General features: G+C 70.2%; 18 protein-coding genes. 15 read left to right on the top strand and 3 right to left on the bottom strand.

Annotated features, from left to right (window positions below; all coding sequences use genetic code 11):
- Nucleotides 1-19 precede the first annotated feature (19 nt).
- The 12 genes from DEJ11_RS02045 to DEJ11_RS02100 all read left to right on the top strand — a co-directional run bounded on the left by DEJ11_RS02045 (nucleotide 20) and on the right by DEJ11_RS02100 (nucleotide 10517).
- Entirely contained in the window at nucleotides 20-1288 is a 1269-nt protein-coding gene (locus DEJ11_RS02045) for a PTS transporter subunit EIIC (protein WP_071246249.1), read from the top strand.
- Nucleotides 1289-1416: 128 nt separating this feature from the next.
- Nucleotides 1417-2328, top strand: coding sequence for a metal ABC transporter solute-binding protein, Zn/Mn family (locus DEJ11_RS02050; RefSeq protein WP_071404907.1), 912 nt, complete (start codon nucleotides 1417-1419; stop codon nucleotides 2326-2328).
- Between the two features lie 47 nt (nucleotides 2329-2375).
- Nucleotides 2376-3221: a metal ABC transporter ATP-binding protein gene (locus tag DEJ11_RS02055; protein ID WP_051596603.1), complete on the top strand. Its 846-nt coding sequence runs from the start codon at nucleotides 2376-2378 to the stop codon at nucleotides 3219-3221.
- Entirely contained in the window at nucleotides 3221-4159 is a 939-nt protein-coding gene (locus DEJ11_RS02060; RefSeq protein WP_111104984.1) for a metal ABC transporter permease, read from the top strand. Before DEJ11_RS02055 ends, DEJ11_RS02060 begins: the two co-directional genes overlap by 1 nt.
- Nucleotides 4156-4581 carry a Fur family transcriptional regulator gene (locus DEJ11_RS02065; RefSeq protein ID WP_027464954.1) on the top strand — a complete coding sequence of 142 codons (426 nt, stop codon included), beginning with the start codon at nucleotides 4156-4158 and terminating at the stop codon, nucleotides 4579-4581. The genes DEJ11_RS02060 and DEJ11_RS02065 overlap by 4 nt, the downstream gene beginning before the upstream one ends.
- Nucleotides 4582-4591: 10 nt before the next feature.
- The gene (locus DEJ11_RS02070; protein ID WP_111104982.1) at nucleotides 4592-5287 is read left to right on the top strand and encodes an alpha/beta fold hydrolase; all 696 of its coding nucleotides are present in this window, start codon (nucleotides 4592-4594) and stop codon (nucleotides 5285-5287) included.
- Between the two features lie 400 nt (nucleotides 5288-5687).
- Entirely contained in the window at nucleotides 5688-5924 is a 237-nt protein-coding gene (gene rpmB / locus DEJ11_RS02075) for a 50S ribosomal protein L28 (RefSeq protein ID WP_027464952.1), read from the top strand.
- Nucleotides 5924-6094, top strand: coding sequence for a 50S ribosomal protein L33 (gene rpmG / locus DEJ11_RS02080; protein ID WP_017886456.1), 171 nt, complete (start codon nucleotides 5924-5926; stop codon nucleotides 6092-6094). The genes rpmB and rpmG overlap by 1 nt, the downstream gene beginning before the upstream one ends.
- Before the next feature lie 2 nt (nucleotides 6095-6096).
- Nucleotides 6097-6402, top strand: a complete 306-nt coding sequence (gene rpsN, locus DEJ11_RS02085) for a 30S ribosomal protein S14 (RefSeq protein WP_017886455.1) — start codon at nucleotides 6097-6099, stop codon at nucleotides 6400-6402.
- 290 nt (nucleotides 6403-6692) lie between these two features.
- The gene (locus DEJ11_RS02090; RefSeq protein WP_017886454.1) at nucleotides 6693-6980 is read left to right on the top strand and encodes an HU family DNA-binding protein; all 288 of its coding nucleotides are present in this window, start codon (nucleotides 6693-6695) and stop codon (nucleotides 6978-6980) included.
- A 163-nt stretch (nucleotides 6981-7143) separates the two neighbouring features.
- Nucleotides 7144-9186 (top strand): bifunctional copper resistance protein CopD/cytochrome c oxidase assembly protein, encoded by a 2043-nt coding sequence (locus DEJ11_RS02095; RefSeq protein WP_111104980.1) that lies wholly within the window; start codon nucleotides 7144-7146, stop codon nucleotides 9184-9186.
- Nucleotides 9183-10517 carry an ATP-dependent DNA helicase gene (locus DEJ11_RS02100; RefSeq protein ID WP_111104978.1) on the top strand — a complete coding sequence of 445 codons (1335 nt, stop codon included), beginning with the start codon at nucleotides 9183-9185 and terminating at the stop codon, nucleotides 10515-10517. Before DEJ11_RS02095 ends, DEJ11_RS02100 begins: the two co-directional genes overlap by 4 nt.
- A gap of 322 nt (nucleotides 10518-10839) precedes the next feature.
- On the opposite strand, the gene DEJ11_RS02105 is transcribed toward DEJ11_RS02100, so the two are convergent.
- The gene (locus DEJ11_RS02105; RefSeq protein ID WP_171907796.1) at nucleotides 10840-11286 is read right to left on the bottom strand and encodes a DUF4383 domain-containing protein; all 447 of its coding nucleotides are present in this window, start codon (nucleotides 11284-11286) and stop codon (nucleotides 10840-10842) included.
- Nucleotides 11287-11626: 340 nt separating this feature from the next.
- Here DEJ11_RS02105 and DEJ11_RS02110 point away from each other — a divergent pair, with 340 nt between their 5' ends.
- Both DEJ11_RS02110 and DEJ11_RS02115 read left to right on the top strand, forming a co-directional pair.
- Nucleotides 11627-12421: a phosphatase PAP2 family protein gene (locus DEJ11_RS02110; protein ID WP_259488178.1), complete on the top strand. Its 795-nt coding sequence runs from the start codon at nucleotides 11627-11629 to the stop codon at nucleotides 12419-12421.
- A 160-nt stretch (nucleotides 12422-12581) separates the two neighbouring features.
- Complete coding sequence (locus tag DEJ11_RS02115) at nucleotides 12582-13721, top strand: CE1758 family FMN-dependent luciferase-like monooxygenase (protein ID WP_111104709.1); 1140 nt, start codon at nucleotides 12582-12584, stop codon at nucleotides 13719-13721.
- A 229-nt stretch (nucleotides 13722-13950) separates the two neighbouring features.
- Here DEJ11_RS02115 and DEJ11_RS02120 read toward each other — a convergent pair whose 3' ends face one another.
- Complete coding sequence (locus tag DEJ11_RS02120) at nucleotides 13951-14292, bottom strand: DMT family transporter (RefSeq protein WP_111046227.1); 342 nt, start codon at nucleotides 14290-14292, stop codon at nucleotides 13951-13953.
- A 1-nt stretch (nucleotide 14293) separates the two neighbouring features.
- On the bottom strand, nucleotides 14294-14608 hold the full coding sequence (locus tag DEJ11_RS02125; protein ID WP_027464946.1) for a DMT family transporter: 315 nt from the start codon (nucleotides 14606-14608) through the stop codon (nucleotides 14294-14296).
- 106 nt (nucleotides 14609-14714) lie between these two features.
- Between DEJ11_RS02125 and DEJ11_RS02130 the strand changes: the two genes are divergently transcribed.
- Nucleotides 14715-15293, top strand: coding sequence for a TetR/AcrR family transcriptional regulator (locus DEJ11_RS02130; protein WP_258375520.1), 579 nt, complete (start codon nucleotides 14715-14717; stop codon nucleotides 15291-15293).
- Nucleotides 15294-15324 lie beyond the last annotated feature (31 nt).

Consider the following 15324-nt stretch of genomic DNA (forward strand, 5'->3'; position numbering starts at 1 on the left):
AATGACGAGAGGACCTCCGATGAGCGCCACCACTGCCACGGATGTGCCGGAGAAGAAGAAGCCGAAGAAGCAGTCACGGCTGTTCGCACAGGCCCAGCGCCTCGGACGGAGCCTGCTCCTGCCGATCGCGGTCATGCCTGCAGCGGGCATCCTGCTCCGCATCGGCCAGCCCGACCTCCTCGGGGCGATCCCCGGCTTCGGCCAGTGGGCCGGAGTCATCTCGGCGGCCGGAAACGGTGTCTTCAACTGGCTGCCGCTGCTCTTCGCGGTGGGCATCGCGATCGGCTGGGCGAAGAAGTCCGACGGCACCACCGCGCTCGCGGCGGTCGTCGGCTACATGGTCATGTTCGAGGTCTGGAAGGTGATGTCGCCGATCGTCCTCGACGGTGTGAAGGACGCCAACGGCGACCAGGCGATGATCAACTTCGGGGTGCTCGGCGGCATCGTGATGGGGCTCGTCTCCGCGGTCATGTGGGAGAAGTTCCACCGCACGAAGATGCCCGACTTCCTCGGGTTCTTCTCGGGCCGTCGCCTCGTCCCCATCCTCACCGCGGTCGCGGGTCTCGTCATCGCCGTCGCGATGTCGTTCGTGTACCGCTACTTCGACATCGCGCTGACCGCGGCGGGTACGGCCGTGGCCGACAACGCCGTGATCGGTGGCGGCATCTTCGGCTTCGTGAACCGCATGCTCATCCCGATCGGGCTGCACCAGCTGCTCAACTTCTTCCCGTGGTTCCAGCTCGGCAGCTTCACCGGCGCGGACGGCGTGATCTACCACGGCGACATCGCACGCTTCCTCAACGGCGACCCGACCGCCGGCATCTTCCAGACCGGCTTCTTCCCGATCATGATGTTCGCGCTGCCCGCCGGTGCCCTCGCGATCTGGCGCAACGCCAAGCCGCAGAACCGCAAGCTCGTCGGCGGCATCATGATCTCCGCCGCACTGACCTCGTTCGTCACGGGCATCACCGAGCCGCTCGAGTACTCGTTCATGTTCGTCGCGTTCCCGCTCTACGTGATCCACGCGGTGCTCACGGGTACCTCGCTCGCCCTGGTGAACGCCCTCGGGATCCACGACGGGTTCTCGTTCTCGGCTGGCGCGATCGACTACGTGCTGAACTTCGGCAAGGCGGACGGGGCGATCTGGCTCATCCCGATCGGCCTCGGCTACGCGGTCGTCTACTACTTCCTGTTCAGTTTCGTGATCAAGAAGTGGAACCTCCGCACCCCCGGGCGTGAAGAGGACACGATCGCCGAGAACACGATCGACGCGGCCACCAAGCCGTAGACGCGAGCGTCTCCATGACGGGAGGCCCGGTGCCAGCTGGCACCGGGCCTCCCGTCCGTCTCCCGGTCGCGCTGAGAGCCCTCATAGCGGTTTTGACAATCGTTATCAGTAGGCGTTAGCGTCGTGCCATGCACAACCGCCTCCTCGCCCTCCCGCTCGTCGCCGGCGCCGCCGCGCTCGCCCTGACCGGGTGCGCCACCTCGTCCGCCTCGGGGGAGGCCAGCGGTGACGGCACGATCAACGTCGTCGCCTCCACCAACGTCTACGGCTCGATCGTCAAGACCATCGGTGGCGACGCCGTCACCGTGACGAGCATCCTGAGCGACCCGTCGCAGGACCCGCACTCGTTCGAGTCGAGCGCCCGCACGCAGCTCTCCGTCTCCAAGGCCGACCTGCTCATCGAGAACGGTGGCGGCTACGACGACTTCATGACGACGCTCGCGAACGCCTCGGACACCAAGGCGGACACGATCAACGTCGTGAAGCTCTCCGGGCTCGACAAGGGCGGCAGCGCCGAGTTCAACGAGCACGTCTTCTACAGCTACCCGACGATGGTGAAGCTGGTCGAGGCGGTCACGAAGGACCTCAGCGCGCTCGACGAGAGCGGCAAGGACGCCTTCGAGAAGAACGCCGCCACGCTCACCACCAAGCTCGAGGACCTCGAGTCCCAGACCGACGCCGTCAAGAAGCAGGACTCCGGCGACAAGGTGGCGTACACGGAGCCGGTGCCCGGGTACCTGTTCGACGCGATGGGGCTCGAGAACGAGACCCCGCCGGACTTCTCCGAGGCAATCGAGGAAGGCGACGACGTCCCGCCGGCGGCCCTCCGCGACACCCTCGCGCTGTTCACCGGCAAGCGCGTGCAGCTCCTCGCCTACAACAACCAGGCGTCCAGCCCCGAGACCGAGCAGGTCCAGAAGGCGGCCGAGCAGAACGACATCCCCGTCGTCGGTGTCACGGAGACGCTCCCCAAGGGGCAGGATTACGTCTCGTGGCAGCAGGCGAACATCGACGCGGTGAAGGCAGCGCTCCAGAAGTGACGACCTCGACCGCAGCAGCGGCGACCCCCAGCCCGGCGACCACCACGGTGGACGACCGGGCTGCGGCTCGTCCGGTCCTCGCGCTCCGCGACGCCGGGTTGTCCTACGGCGCCCGGAAGCTCTGGGCAGGCCTCGACCTCGACCTCGCGCCGGGGGAGTTCGTCGCGGTCCTCGGCCCGAACGGCGCCGGCAAGACCTCACTGCTCCGCACCGTCCTCGGGCAGCAGCGGCTCACGAGCGGCACGATGTCGTTCCTCGGGCAGCCGGTGCACCGCGGCCACCGGAAGATCGGCTACATCCCGCAGCAGCGCCTGATGGAGGCGGGGACGCCCCTGCGCGCGCGGGACATGATCGCCCAGGGCGTGACCGGGCACCGGTGGGGGATCCGACGGGCGTCGAAGGCCGACCGGATGCGCATCGACCGGGTCCTCGACGAGGTCGGCGCCACCGCCTTCGCGGACGCCCCCGTCGCCGAGCTCTCCGGCGGCGAGCAGCAGCGCACCCGCGTCGGGCAGGCCATCGCCGCCGACCCCGCCCTGCTGCTGTGCGACGAACCCCTCATCTCGCTCGACCTGCGGCACCAGCGCGGGATCACCGAGCTCATCGACCGTGAGCGCCGACAGCGCGAGGCCGCCGTGCTCTTCGTGACGCACGACGTCAACCCGATCCTCGACGTCGTCGACCGGGTCCTCTACATCGCCGGCGGTCGGTTCCGGATCGGTTCACCAGACGAGGTCTTGCGTGCCGACGTGCTCAGCGACCTGTACGGCACGCCCGTCGACGTCGTCCGCACCATGGGACGCATCGTCATCGTCGGGGCCAACGAGGCCCACGAGCACCACCCGGGCGAGGTCGACCCGCACGCCGACCAGCCCGACGAAGGGCGGATCTGATGGACCTGCTGTCGACCGTCTTCTCGTTCCAGGACTACGGCGAGCTCCTCGTGCTCGTGCAGAACTCGATCTGGGCCGGCGCGGTGCTCGGCATCGTCGGCGGCCTCATCGGCCCGTTCGTCGTCGCCCGGAACATGCCGTTCGCCGTGCACGGCATCTCGGAGCTCTCGTTCGCCGGGGCCAGCGCCTCGCTGCTGCTCGGGGTGAACGTGGTGTCCGGATCGCTCGTCGGGTCGGTCATCGCCGCCCTGCTCATCGGTCTCCTCGGGTCGCGTGCCCGGGAACGAAACTCGATCATCGCCGTCCTCATGCCGTTCGGGCTCGGGCTCGGCATCCTCTGCCTGGCGCTCTACAAGGGCCGGGCCGCCAACAAGTTCGGGCTGCTCACCGGGCAGATCGTCTCGGTCGACAACCCGCAGCTGACGTTCCTGATCGTGGTCGCCGCGATCGTCGTGGCGACGCTGCTCGTCATCTGGCGCCCGCTGATGTTCGCCTCGGTCGATCCCGACGTGGCTGCGGCCGCGGGGATCCCGGTGCGGACCCTCGCGATCGTGTTCATGCTCGTGCTCGGGCTGGCCACCGCCGTGTCGGTGCAGATCGTCGGAGCGTTGCTCGTGCTCTCCCTGCTCGTCACCCCGGCGGCCGCTGCCCTGCGCCTCAGCTCGCACCCGGTCGTCGTGCCGGTGCTGTCGACGGTGTTCGCGGTGACGTCGGTCGTCGGTGGCATCCTGCTCGCACTGGGCGGCGGCCTGCCGATCAGCCCGTACGTGACGACCATCTCGTTCGCGATCTGGGTGGTCTGCCGGATCATCGGGTCGCGACGCGACAAGCGGGGACGCAACCGCGTCGCCGGCCGGAGCCAGCGTGGCCGGGGCGAGCCGGGCCTCCAGGCCGGGACGACGTCGACAGCCGGTCGGAAGGAAGAGGTGTCAGCATGAACGCCGTGCAGAAGACCAAGCGGAACACGTGGCAGCGCGAAGCGGTGCGCGGAGCCCTCGACTCGACCGAGGGGTTCGTCAGTGCGCAGGCGCTGCACCAGCACCTGCGGGACGAGGGATCGACCATCGGTCTGGCCACCGTCTACCGGGCGCTCGCCGACCTGGCCACCGAGGGCGACGCCGACTCGCTGCAGCAGGACGGCGAATCGCTGTACCGGGCGTGCACGACGGACGCGCACCACCACCACCTGATCTGCCGGAACTGCGGCCGGACCGTCGAGATCGAGGCGGACCCGGTGGAGCAGTGGGCGCAGGACGTCGCCGCCGCCAACGGGTTCACCAACGCCAGCCACGTCGTCGACATCTTCGGCGAGTGCGCCGTCTGCACGGCAGCCCGCGCGACCGCCGCCACCGACGAGTAACCTGCCCCGCATGCACGTCATCCTGGTCCCCGGGTTCTGGCTCGACGCGAGCGCATGGGACGACGTCGCCCCCGTGCTCCGGGAAGCCGGGCACTCGGTGCAGGCCGTCACGCGCGACGGCGACACGCTCGACGAGCAGGTCGCCGCGTTGGTCGCGATCCTGGACGACGTCGCGTCCGCCGACGAACCCGTCGTGCTCGCCGGACACTCGGGTGCCGGGCCGATCGCGTACATGGCAGCCGACCAGCGCCCGTCGCTCGTCGCGCACCTGCTCTACGTCGACACGTTCCCGGGGCCCGAGGGCGGGTGCGTCAACGACGAGCTGCCCGTGGTCGACGGGGTCGTACCGCTGCCGTCGTGGGACATCTGGGAACCCGCCACCGTCCGGGGCATGACGCCCGAGATCCGGCATGACGTCGAGCACCGGGCGATCCCCGAGCCCGCCTCGGTGCCGTCGGACCGCTTCCACTACGCCGACCCGGAACGGCACACGATCCCCGCGACGATCATCACCTGCGAGATCCCCGCCGCCGAGCTGCTGGCGATGGTGGCGGACCACCAGGCCTGGGCGGCGGAGCTCGTCGCGACCGAGGAGCTCTCCATCGTCGGGCTCGAGACCGGCCACTGGCCGATGTTCACGGCGCCGCAGCAGCTCGGGGAGCTGATGGTGCAGGCGCTCGCGCCCAAGCCGACGCAGGCGCCGTAGGCTCGTCGCCGTCGAGTGAGCAGAAGACGTCGGGTCCGCCTCCGGCACCCGGCGTCTTCTGCACACTCGAACGCCGTGGGGTGACCAACGGGGCCACGTGAGCGGGGCGGTCGGCCGCCACGGGCCTCCAGGCCTGGAGGCGCGGCTTGCGACACGCCCGGTCCTCGCGTAACGTGGACCCCTGGTTCTCCGCGTCCGCGCGGCGGACCCGTTGTTCCAAGCCCTCCGACCGTCGCGAACGCCGCGGTCGCGCGGTGTCCGGCTCTCCTTCGACAGGGGAAGCGGACCTGGGCGGTGCACACAACCCCCTCGCACGGCCACCCCGGTGGCACTGCGCGTGTGCACCAGGCAAGTGAACTTGGGTGCGGCCGTCCGGTCGCACGGTACTCAGGAGGAAACCATGGCAGCAGTGTGCCAGGTGACCGGCGCCGTTCCCGGCTTCGGTCACAACATCTCGCACTCGCACCGCCGGACGAAGCGTCGCTTCGACCCGAACGTGCAGAAGAAGACGTACTACGTGCCCTCGCTTCGTCGTAACGTCACGCTCACGCTCAGCGCGAAGGGCATCAAGGTGATCGACGCACGTGGCATCGAGTCCGTCGTCAAGGATCTCCTCGCCCGTGGGGAGAAGATCTGATGGCGAAAAAGGGTCAGGACATCCGTCCGATCATCAAGCTCCGCTCGACGGCGGGCACCGGGTTCACCTACGTGACCAAGAAGAACCGTCGGAACAACCCCGACCGACTCGTGCTGAAGAAGTACGACCCGGTGATCCGCAAGCACGTCGACTTCCGTGAGGAGCGCTAAGCATGGCGAAGAAGAGCAAGATCGCGAAGAACAACCAGCGTGCCGTCATCATCGCGCGCTACGCCGAGCGTCGTCTCGAGCTGAAGAAGGCCCTCGTGGACCCGAACGGCACCGACGAGTCGCGTGAGGCCGCCCGCGTGGGCCTGCAGAAGCTGCCCCGCGACGCATCGCCCATCCGCTACCGCAACCGCGACGCCATCGACGGCCGCCCCCGTGGCCACCTCGGTGAGTTCGGCATCAGCCGTGTCCGTTTCCGTGACATGGCCCACCGCGGCGAGCTCCCCGGCATCACGAAGAGCTCCTGGTAAGCACTCGCAGTACACGACGCCCCGTCACCTCCTGGTGGCGGGGCGTTCGCTGTGTACGGGGTACATGCGAGCCGTCATTCGTCACATCTGCCCCTCCAGCACCCCCTCGGAGCCCCGACAACCCCGGAAATCCGGGCGAGTCGGCGGTTTTCACCCCCGGCGGCTGGTAGGTTCAACTCCGGTTCCGCCGGGCCCTCGGCCCACTGGCACCGTGGCACGGGGCAACCGCTCCGGGCGCCGGACGACACGTGCGTCCGACCGATACTGCAAGAAGTCCGAGGAGGACATCCATGGCTGACAAGTCACTGAACCGCACCGAGCTCGTCGCTGCCGTCGCCGCTGAGTCCGGCCAGAGCCAGGCCACCGTCAACGGCGTCGTCGACGCGCTCTTCAGCGTCGTCTCGTCGTCCGTCGCCGACGGCACGAAGGTCACGATCCCCGGTTGGATCGCCTTCGAGAAGACGCACCGCGCCGCCCGCACCGGCCGCAACCCGCAGACGGGTGACGCCATCGAGATCGCCGCGAGCGACTCGGTCAAGGTCAGCGCCGGCTCGAAGCTCAAGGCTGCGGTCAAGTAAGACTGTTCCGCGCATCGGGAGGGACGGCTTCGGCCGTCCCTTTCGTCGTTCCCGGGGCGCGCGGGCGCGTGGTGCGCGGGTCCTGGCCTGGAGGCCCGAGCCGGTTTGCACAGATCGGCCCGCCCCGTCCGTCGGCCGGGTGGGCACCGCCTAGGCTTGACGGGTGAATCGGATCGCGCGCATCGCCGGTCCCGCCGTGCTCCTGCTCGTCGGGTTCGTGGCGCTGCTCACGGCACTCGTCATCGGTGGGGGCGCGAACCCCGCACTCATCGCCGACCCGGGGCCCGTCGTCCGCTTCGGGCTGCCGATCGCCCGGCTCGTCGTCGACCTGTCCGCGGCCGCCACGATCGGTGGGCTCGCGCTGGCGACCGTCGGCCTCTCGCGCTCCGGCCCCGAGTGGAACCGCGCGATCGACGTCGCCGCCGGGGCCAGTGGTGTCTGGACGGTCGCGTCGGCCGTCGCCACGTTCTGCACGTTCCTCAGCGTCGCCGGTTCGCGCATCAGCATCGACGAGCAGTTCGGGCAGTCGATGGGGGTCTTCCTCACCGGCACCGAGCTCGGGCTCGCCTGGCTCGTGACCGTCCTCGTCGCCGCGGCCGTCACGGTGCTCTGCTTCGCCGTCCGTTCGCGGGGCATGGTCGCCCTGACCGCCGGCGTCTCGATGATCGGCCTCATCCCGCTCGCGCAGCAGGGCCACGCCGCCGGCACCGCCAGCCACGACGCCGCCGTGACGGCACTGGGGCTGCACCTGGTCGGTGCGGCGCTGTGGGTCGGTGGGCTCGTCATGCTCGTGCTGCTGCGCGGGGTGCTGCCCGGCGACCGGCTGCCCGTGGTCGTGGCCCGGTACTCGAGCATCGCCCTCGGCTGCTTCGTGCTCGTCGCCGTCTCGGGCACCGCGTCGGCGCAGATCCGCGTCGGGGCGCTGTCGAACCTGTTCACCCCGTACGGCACGCTCGTCCTGGTGAAGATCGGCGCGATCGTCGCCATCGGGGTCCTCGGCGCGGTGCAGCGCCGTCGAGCCATCCGTGCGCTGACCACCTCGCCCGGTCGACAGCGGCCCTTCTGGACCCTCATCGTCGTCGAACTCGCGGTGATGGGTGTGGCGTCGGGGTTCGCCGCGGCACTCGGACGGACCGCCACCCCGGTCGACCAGATCGCCCTGAGCAAGACCACCGACCCGAGCCCGGCGGAGCTCCTGACCGACGACCTGCTGCCGCACGCGCCCGGGGCGTGGGGCTGGCTGACCCAGTGGAACATCGACCTGTTCTGGCTGATGGCCGCCGTCCTGCTCGCTGCGACCTACTTGGCCGGCGTCGTGCGACTGCGGAGGGGCGGCGTGCGGTGGCCGGCGCGTCGCTCGATCGCCGCGGCCCTGGCGGTCGTGTCCCTGGTGGTCGCGACCTCGGGCTCGCTGCACCAGTACGACCGGTTCCTGGTCTCGGCGAACGTCGGCGCCCACGTGCTGCTCGGCCTGGTGGTCCCCGCCCTGGTGTGGGCGGCGGCACCCGTCGCGCTGATCCGCGCCGCCGTGCACCCCCGGAACGACGACAGCACGGGGGTGCGTGAGTGGACCGACGTCATCGTCGAGCACCCCTCCGTGCGGTACCTGGCCCAGCCGTTCCCCGCGTTCCTGCTCGCGGCAGCCCTGTGGTGGGCCTTCTTCGCCACCGATGCCGTCCGGTGGTCCGTGAGCGACCCCACCGGTCGTACCGTCAGCGACGCCGTGTTCCTGCTGGTCGGGCTGCTGGCCGTCCCGACGCTCTGCACACCGATCCCCGCCGGGCACCGCCGCCCGACCACGGCTGCCGCCGTCGTCCGGATCGTCGGGGCGCTGGTGATCGCGGCGGGCACCGTCTCGCTCGGGATCGCGATGCGCGGGCCGCTCGGGCTGCTGCAGGCATCGTGGTTCGGTGCGATGGGCCGGACGTGGGGGCCGGATCCGCTCGTCGACCAGGCCCGGGCCGGGCTCGTGCTGATCGTCGCCGGGGTGCTGCTCCTGGTGACCGTGGTCGTGGTGGTGCTCGTGCGGCTGCGGCGTGACGGGGGAGACCCGGCCCACGCCGTTGACGCAGTTGCTGCCGGCGACGCAGCTGTGGCCGGTCCGACCGCTGCCGCCGAGCCCGCTTCCCAGGTTGACCAGGACGACCTGGACTTCGACGACGGCAGCGACGACCTCGAACCCTCGCCCGGGGCGGACGCCCGATGAGCATCGAGCTCAGCGAAGAACAGCGCGCCGTCTTCGAGTACATCGAGCACACCCGAGACCACGTGTTCATCACCGGCCGGGCCGGCACAGGCAAGTCCACGCTGCTCAACCACCTGTCGTGGAACACCGAGAAGCAGGTCGTCATCTGCGCCCCAACGGGGGTCGCCGCGCTCAACGTCGGCGGCCAGACGATCCACTCGCTGTTCCGGCTGCCGATCGGACTCATCGCGGACGCCGAGCTGCGGCAGGGCCCGGACACCCGCAAGCTGCTCAACACGATCGACACCCTGGTCATCGACGAGGTCTCGATGGTCAACGCCGACCTGCTCGACGGCATGGACCGGTCGCTCCGCAAGGCCCGTGGACGGCAGTTCGAGGCGTTCGGCGGCGTGCAGGTCGTGATGTTCGGCGACCCGTACCAGCTGCCCCCGGTGCCCGGCGACGCCGACGAGCGCGCCTACTTCACCGACCACTACCGGTCGATGTGGTTCTTCGACGCCAAGGTGTGGCTCGAGGCCGAGCTCAACATCATCGAGCTCGCCACGGTGCACCGGCAGCGCGACGACGCCTTCGCCGCGATGCTCACCGCCGTCCGGCACGGCCGGGTCACCGCGGACATCGCCGAGCAGCTGAACACCGCGGGGGCCCGCCCGGCCCCGGACGACGCCATCACCCTGGCGACTCGCAACGACACGGTCGCCCGGATCAACAAGGCTGCCCTCGAGCGGCTGCCCGGCAAGGTGAAGACCGCCAAGGCCGACGTGAACGGCGACTTCGGTGGACGGAACTTCCCGGCCGACGAAGCCCTCGAGCTGAAGCCCGGCGCGCACGTGATGTTCCTGCGCAACGACGCCGACCAGCGCTGGGTGAACGGCACCCTGGGCATCGTGACGGCCATCCGCGACACGGTGTGGGTCGACGTCGACGGTGAGTCGTTCGAGGTCCAGCCGTCGGTGTGGGAGAAGTTCAAGTACTCGTACGACGCGGACAAGAAGGAACTCAAGAAGGACACCGTCGGGGAGTTCCAGCAGTTCCCGCTCCGGCTCGCCTGGGCCGTGACCATCCACAAGTCGCAGGGCAGCACCTACGACCGGGCCGTGGTCGACCTCGGCAACCGGGTGTTCAGCGCGGGCCAGACGTACGTGGCGCTGTCGCGGCTGACCTCGCTCGAGGGGCTGTTCCTCACCCGGCCGCTCCGGCCGCAGGACATCATCGTCGACCTGGACGTCCGGCGCTTCATGTCCGAGGCGCCCCGCATCGTCGCCACCGAGCTCGAGGCCCCGAAGAAGCAGCCGGACGCCGACTCCGATGCCGACTCCGACGCCGACTGACGCGTCCGACTGACCCGTTGGGTCCGCTTCGGCCACACGCCGCCGGGCACGCGCGGTTGCATGCCCGGACGCACGCTGCCGAGCGGTCACGACTCCCCGTCGGTCCTGCGCCGAGCGGTCACTCGTCGTCGCCTGGACACTCCGCATCCGACAGTTCGTGACCGGCCGACGCACCTGAGCGGGGAGTCGTGACCGCACGACACCCCCGCCGCACGACACCGCCGCCGGACCACCCCGCCCCCCCCCCCCCCCCCCCCGCACACGACGACGCCCGCCTGCCGGAGCGGCAGACGGGCGTCGGGAGTGCAGTCGAGCGGGAGCGTCAGGCGCGCGCCGCACGCAGTGCGCGGAGGTTCTCCTTGTCGGCGCCGAGCGCGGTGAGCAGCAGGAGCACACCGACGATCGCGTGGAACACGTTGTCCGTGGTGTTCAGCGCGAAGACGTTGGCCGAGGTGTCGACGAAGACGAAGCCGTACACCGCGAAGAGGACGAGCAGGACCCCGACGAGCAGGTTGCCGTTGCGCGAACCGACGGTGTTGCCGAGGCCGGTGATGAGCAGCACCGCGGCGAGCAGCACCCACACCAGGCAGAGCGCCGGGTTCACGCCGAACGCGTTCCACAGCATGCCGCCCTGGCGGTTGAAGAAGCCCGGGTCGCCGTCGGCGGCGAAGAAGAAGCCCAGGACGCCCCAGAGTGCGAGGACGCCGCCGGCCGTGAGTGCGAGACCCCGGTTCGGCGAGGCGATGATGCCCGGTTCCTTGATGGCCACTTCGGTTTCCTCCTCGTACACTGCCGACGCGACGTGCGTCGGTCCCGCGTGGTGCGACGGCCCGGCGGGGATCACCGATCCCCTCGTGTCAGCGCGCAGTGCACGGCCGACGGGGGTGCGGTTCCCAGCCTCCGGCCGGTGCTCCAACGGTATCGTGTCGGACCCCGACCGACCCAATCGCAGCGCCGCCGCCAGTCGTGCGACGAGCCCGACGACGACCACTCCCAGGAGGACCAGCCCGGTGACCTTGACACCCGAGCGCAGTGCATCCGAGTCGCGCGGACCGTGGGTCTCGCGGCGGGGGCGGTGGGCTGCGCTGGCGGCTCTGGGGTTCGTGATCGTGCCTCTCGTCTACGGGGTCGCGGTGCTGACCCCGGTCGGTCAGAAAGCGGAGGACGCCGCGCTCGGCGGGGTCCGGGAGTCCGACCTGTTCAGCTCGGACACTGCGCTCAACGTCATCTCGGTGCCGGTGATCCTGTTGCTCGTCGTCGTGATCGTCGCCGTGGCGTTCGCCAGACGGCGGCTCTCGGTGGGACTCGGCGCGGGGGTCGTGGTGCTCGCGTCGGCGGCCACCTCGACGCTCGTCAAGCGTATCGCCGTGCGCCCTGAGATCGCTCAGTCGACGACGCCGAACTCGTTCCCGTCCGGACACGCGACGATCGCACTGGCGGCGCTCTTCGCGGTCCTGATGGTCACGCCTCGTCGGTTCCGCCCGCTGGTGACCATCGTCGGCGTCGGGTACGCGGTCTTCGTGGCGAACCAGACCGTGGTCTACGGCTGGCACCGCGTCAGCGACATCATCGGCGCCTGCGCGATCGCGATGTTCTGGCTCGGGATCGTCCGCGCGGTCGGACCCCGGGTCGACCGCGGGCTCCGGGGCGACCGTGACGGTCGGCGGGGGCCGCGGCGGGTGGTGAGCGTCGTGCTCCTCGTCGCGACCGGGCTCACGCTGGTGATCGGTGTCGCGGCGCTCGTGGTCGGCCTGACCGGTGACGGCGCGTACGACCACGCCGCGATCCTGGTGGCGGGGCGGTTGGCGTCCAGCGCGAGCGTCCTGGCGGTCGTGACCGTCGTGTGGTTCCTCGACGGGATGCACCACGCCGCGCGCACCGACCCGGCCACGCTCGCCCCCTGACCCGGCCACGCTGCCGACCGCCCGCTGACCCGGGGAGTCGAGCCGGGCCTCCAGGCCGCCCGCCCGACGGGCGCGAGCCTGGCGGGAATGCCACGCCGTGCGCTACGTTGTACCCAGCAAGTCGATGCAAACGCATCGATATCGCGAAAGGCGGCGCATCATGCAGTTCGGCATCTTCACGGTCAGTGACGTCACGACCGACCCCACGACCGGCACCACGCCGGACGACACCCGGCGCGTCCGCGACATCCTGACGATCGCCGAGCACGCCGACCAGGCCGGGCTCGACGTCTTCGCGACCGGTGAGCACCACAACCCGCCGTTCGTGGCCTCGTCGCCGACCACGCTGCTCGCCTACCTGGCGGCGAAGACGAAGGACATCACCCTGTCCACGTCGACGACCCTGATCACCACGAACGACCCGGTGCGCATCGCCGAGGAGTACGCGATGCTCCAGGTCGTGTCCGACGGCCGCATGGACCTGATGATGGGCCGCGGCAACACCGGCCCCGTCTACCCGTGGTTCGGGCAGGACATCCGCCAGGGCGTCAACCTGGCGATCGAGAACTACGCGCTCGTCCGCCAGCTCTGGGAGAACGACGTCGTCAACTGGCAGGGCAAGTTCCGCACGCCGCTGCAGGGCTTCACCTCGACCCCGCGTCCGCTCGACGGTGTCCCGCCGTTCGTCTGGCACGGCTCGATCCGCACGCCGGAGATCGCCGAGCAGGCGGCCTACTACGGTGACGGGTTCTTCCACAACAACATCTTCTGGCCGATCCAGCACACCGAGCAGATGGTCGGCCTGTACCGCCAGCGCTTCGAGCACTACGGGCACGGCCGCGCCGACCAGGCGATCGTCGGGCTCGGTGGGCAGTTCTTCGCGCGGAAGAACTCGCAGGACGCGATCAACGAGTTCCGGCCCTACTTCGACAACGCCCCGGTCTACGGTCACGGCCCCTCGATGGAGGACTTCACCGCCCAGACCCCGCTCACCGTCGGTTCGCCGCAGCAGGTCATCGACCGGTACGCCGCGATGAAGGACCACGTCGGCCACTACCAGCGCCAGCTGTTCCTCATCGACCACGCCGGCCTGCCGCTCAAGACGGTGCTCGAGCAGATCGACGTCCTGGCCACGGACATCGTGCCGGAACTGCGCAAGCTGAACGACGAGGGTCGCCCCGCCGATGTCCCGTCGGACCCGCCGTCGCACGCGGCACGTGCTGCTGCCGCGATGGCGGCCGGCACGGTCGGCAGCGACCACGTCGCCGCCGAGGACGAGTGGACGGGCGCGTCCGTCTGACGCTCCCAGCGCTCCCAGCGCTCGCTTCGTGAGCAGGAACGGTCGGGTCCCGCGAGGTGACCCGACCATTGCTGCTCACCATGCGCGGTGGGCGCGACCCCAGATCGGACGGGAGGCCCGGTGCCAGCTGGCACCGGGCCTCCCGTCCGTCTCGGCGCGCGTGCTCGGACCGCACTCGCCTCACGGGGTCAGCGACACCTCACGGGATCGCTGGTGCGTGAGCTGTCGCTCAGCGCGTGAGGTCGGCGACGGGGCGGGCCGGCACGAGCTTGAGGCCCACGACGCACCCGACGATGCCGGCGATGAACAGCAGGCGCAGGACGGTGACGGGCTCCGCGCCGGTGGCCATGCCCCAGAGCACGGTGAGGGCGGCGCCGGTCCCGGTCCACACCGCGTACGCCGTGCTGATCGGGATGTGCTTCAAGACGTAGCCGAAGGCGACCAGGCTGATCACGATCGTGACGGCGAACACGACCGTCGGGCGGAGCTCGGTGAAACCGTCGCTCTCGCCGAGGGCGGTCGCCCAGACGGTCTCGAGCGCGGCGCTGACGAACAGGACGATCCAGGCCACGTCAGCTCACCACCTTGAGGCCGATGACGCACGCCACCAGGCCGAAGACCAGGGCGAGGCGGGCGAAGGACGCGGCCTCCTGTCGACGGAGGATCGCGACGACCACGGTCAGGGACGCCCCGATGCCGACCCAGACGGCGTAGGCGGTGCCGACCGGGATGCTCTTCATCGCGAAGGCCAGCCCCACCATGCTCAGCGCCATCCCGGCGACGAACACGATCGTGGGGACGACCTTCTTGAAGCCGTTCGAGGCGCTGAGGGCGGTGGCCCAGACGGCCTCGAGCACGCCGCTGAGCACGAGGATTGCCCATGCCATGACGATGTCCTTTCCTGCGGGAGTCGTTCGTTCTCGTTGTCGTACGACTGTGCGACAACGACCTCGACGGTAGCACGAGTTCGTACGACTGTGCGAGTATGGCGTCGTGGCCAGGAGCATGGACGTCGACGAACGGCGCCGCACCGTGTCCGAGGCGGCGTGCCGGGTCCTCGTGCGCGACGGGCTCGGAGCGTTGAGCGTGCGGAACGTCGCCGCCGAGGCCGGACTGCCGCCGAGCACGGTCCGCTACACGTTCCCGACCCAGGCGAGCGTCCGCGAGCACACCATCACGCTCGTGTTCGACCAGATCCGCGAGCGCATCGACGCCATCCCCGACGACCTCACGCCGGCCCGACGCGCACGCCGGATCGTGCTCGAGCTGCTGCCCCTCGACGAGGAGCGGGTCGTCGAGCTCGAGGTCTACCTGGCACTCGGCAACGCCGCGCTCACCGACGTCGGGCTCCGGCCGACGCTCGACCGGACCGTCGCGGCGATGCGGACGTGGTGCGAGGAGGTCCTCCGGTTGCTCGGCGTGCCGGCGGACGACCGGGAGTACGAGGCCTGCCGTCTGCACGCGCTCCTGGACGGGCTCGCGATGCAGGTCGTCCGACTGGCTCCGGGGGAGTCCGGCGACTGGGCGATCGACGTGCTCGACCGGCACCTCGACGGCGTCACCGCGGGTTGAGCCGCCCCGTGCGCAGCCCCGGGCAGGAGGC

This window comes from Curtobacterium sp. MCLR17_058, from assembly GCF_003234705.2.
In the GTDB taxonomy this organism is placed as follows: domain Bacteria; phylum Actinomycetota; class Actinomycetes; order Actinomycetales; family Microbacteriaceae; genus Curtobacterium; species Curtobacterium flaccumfaciens.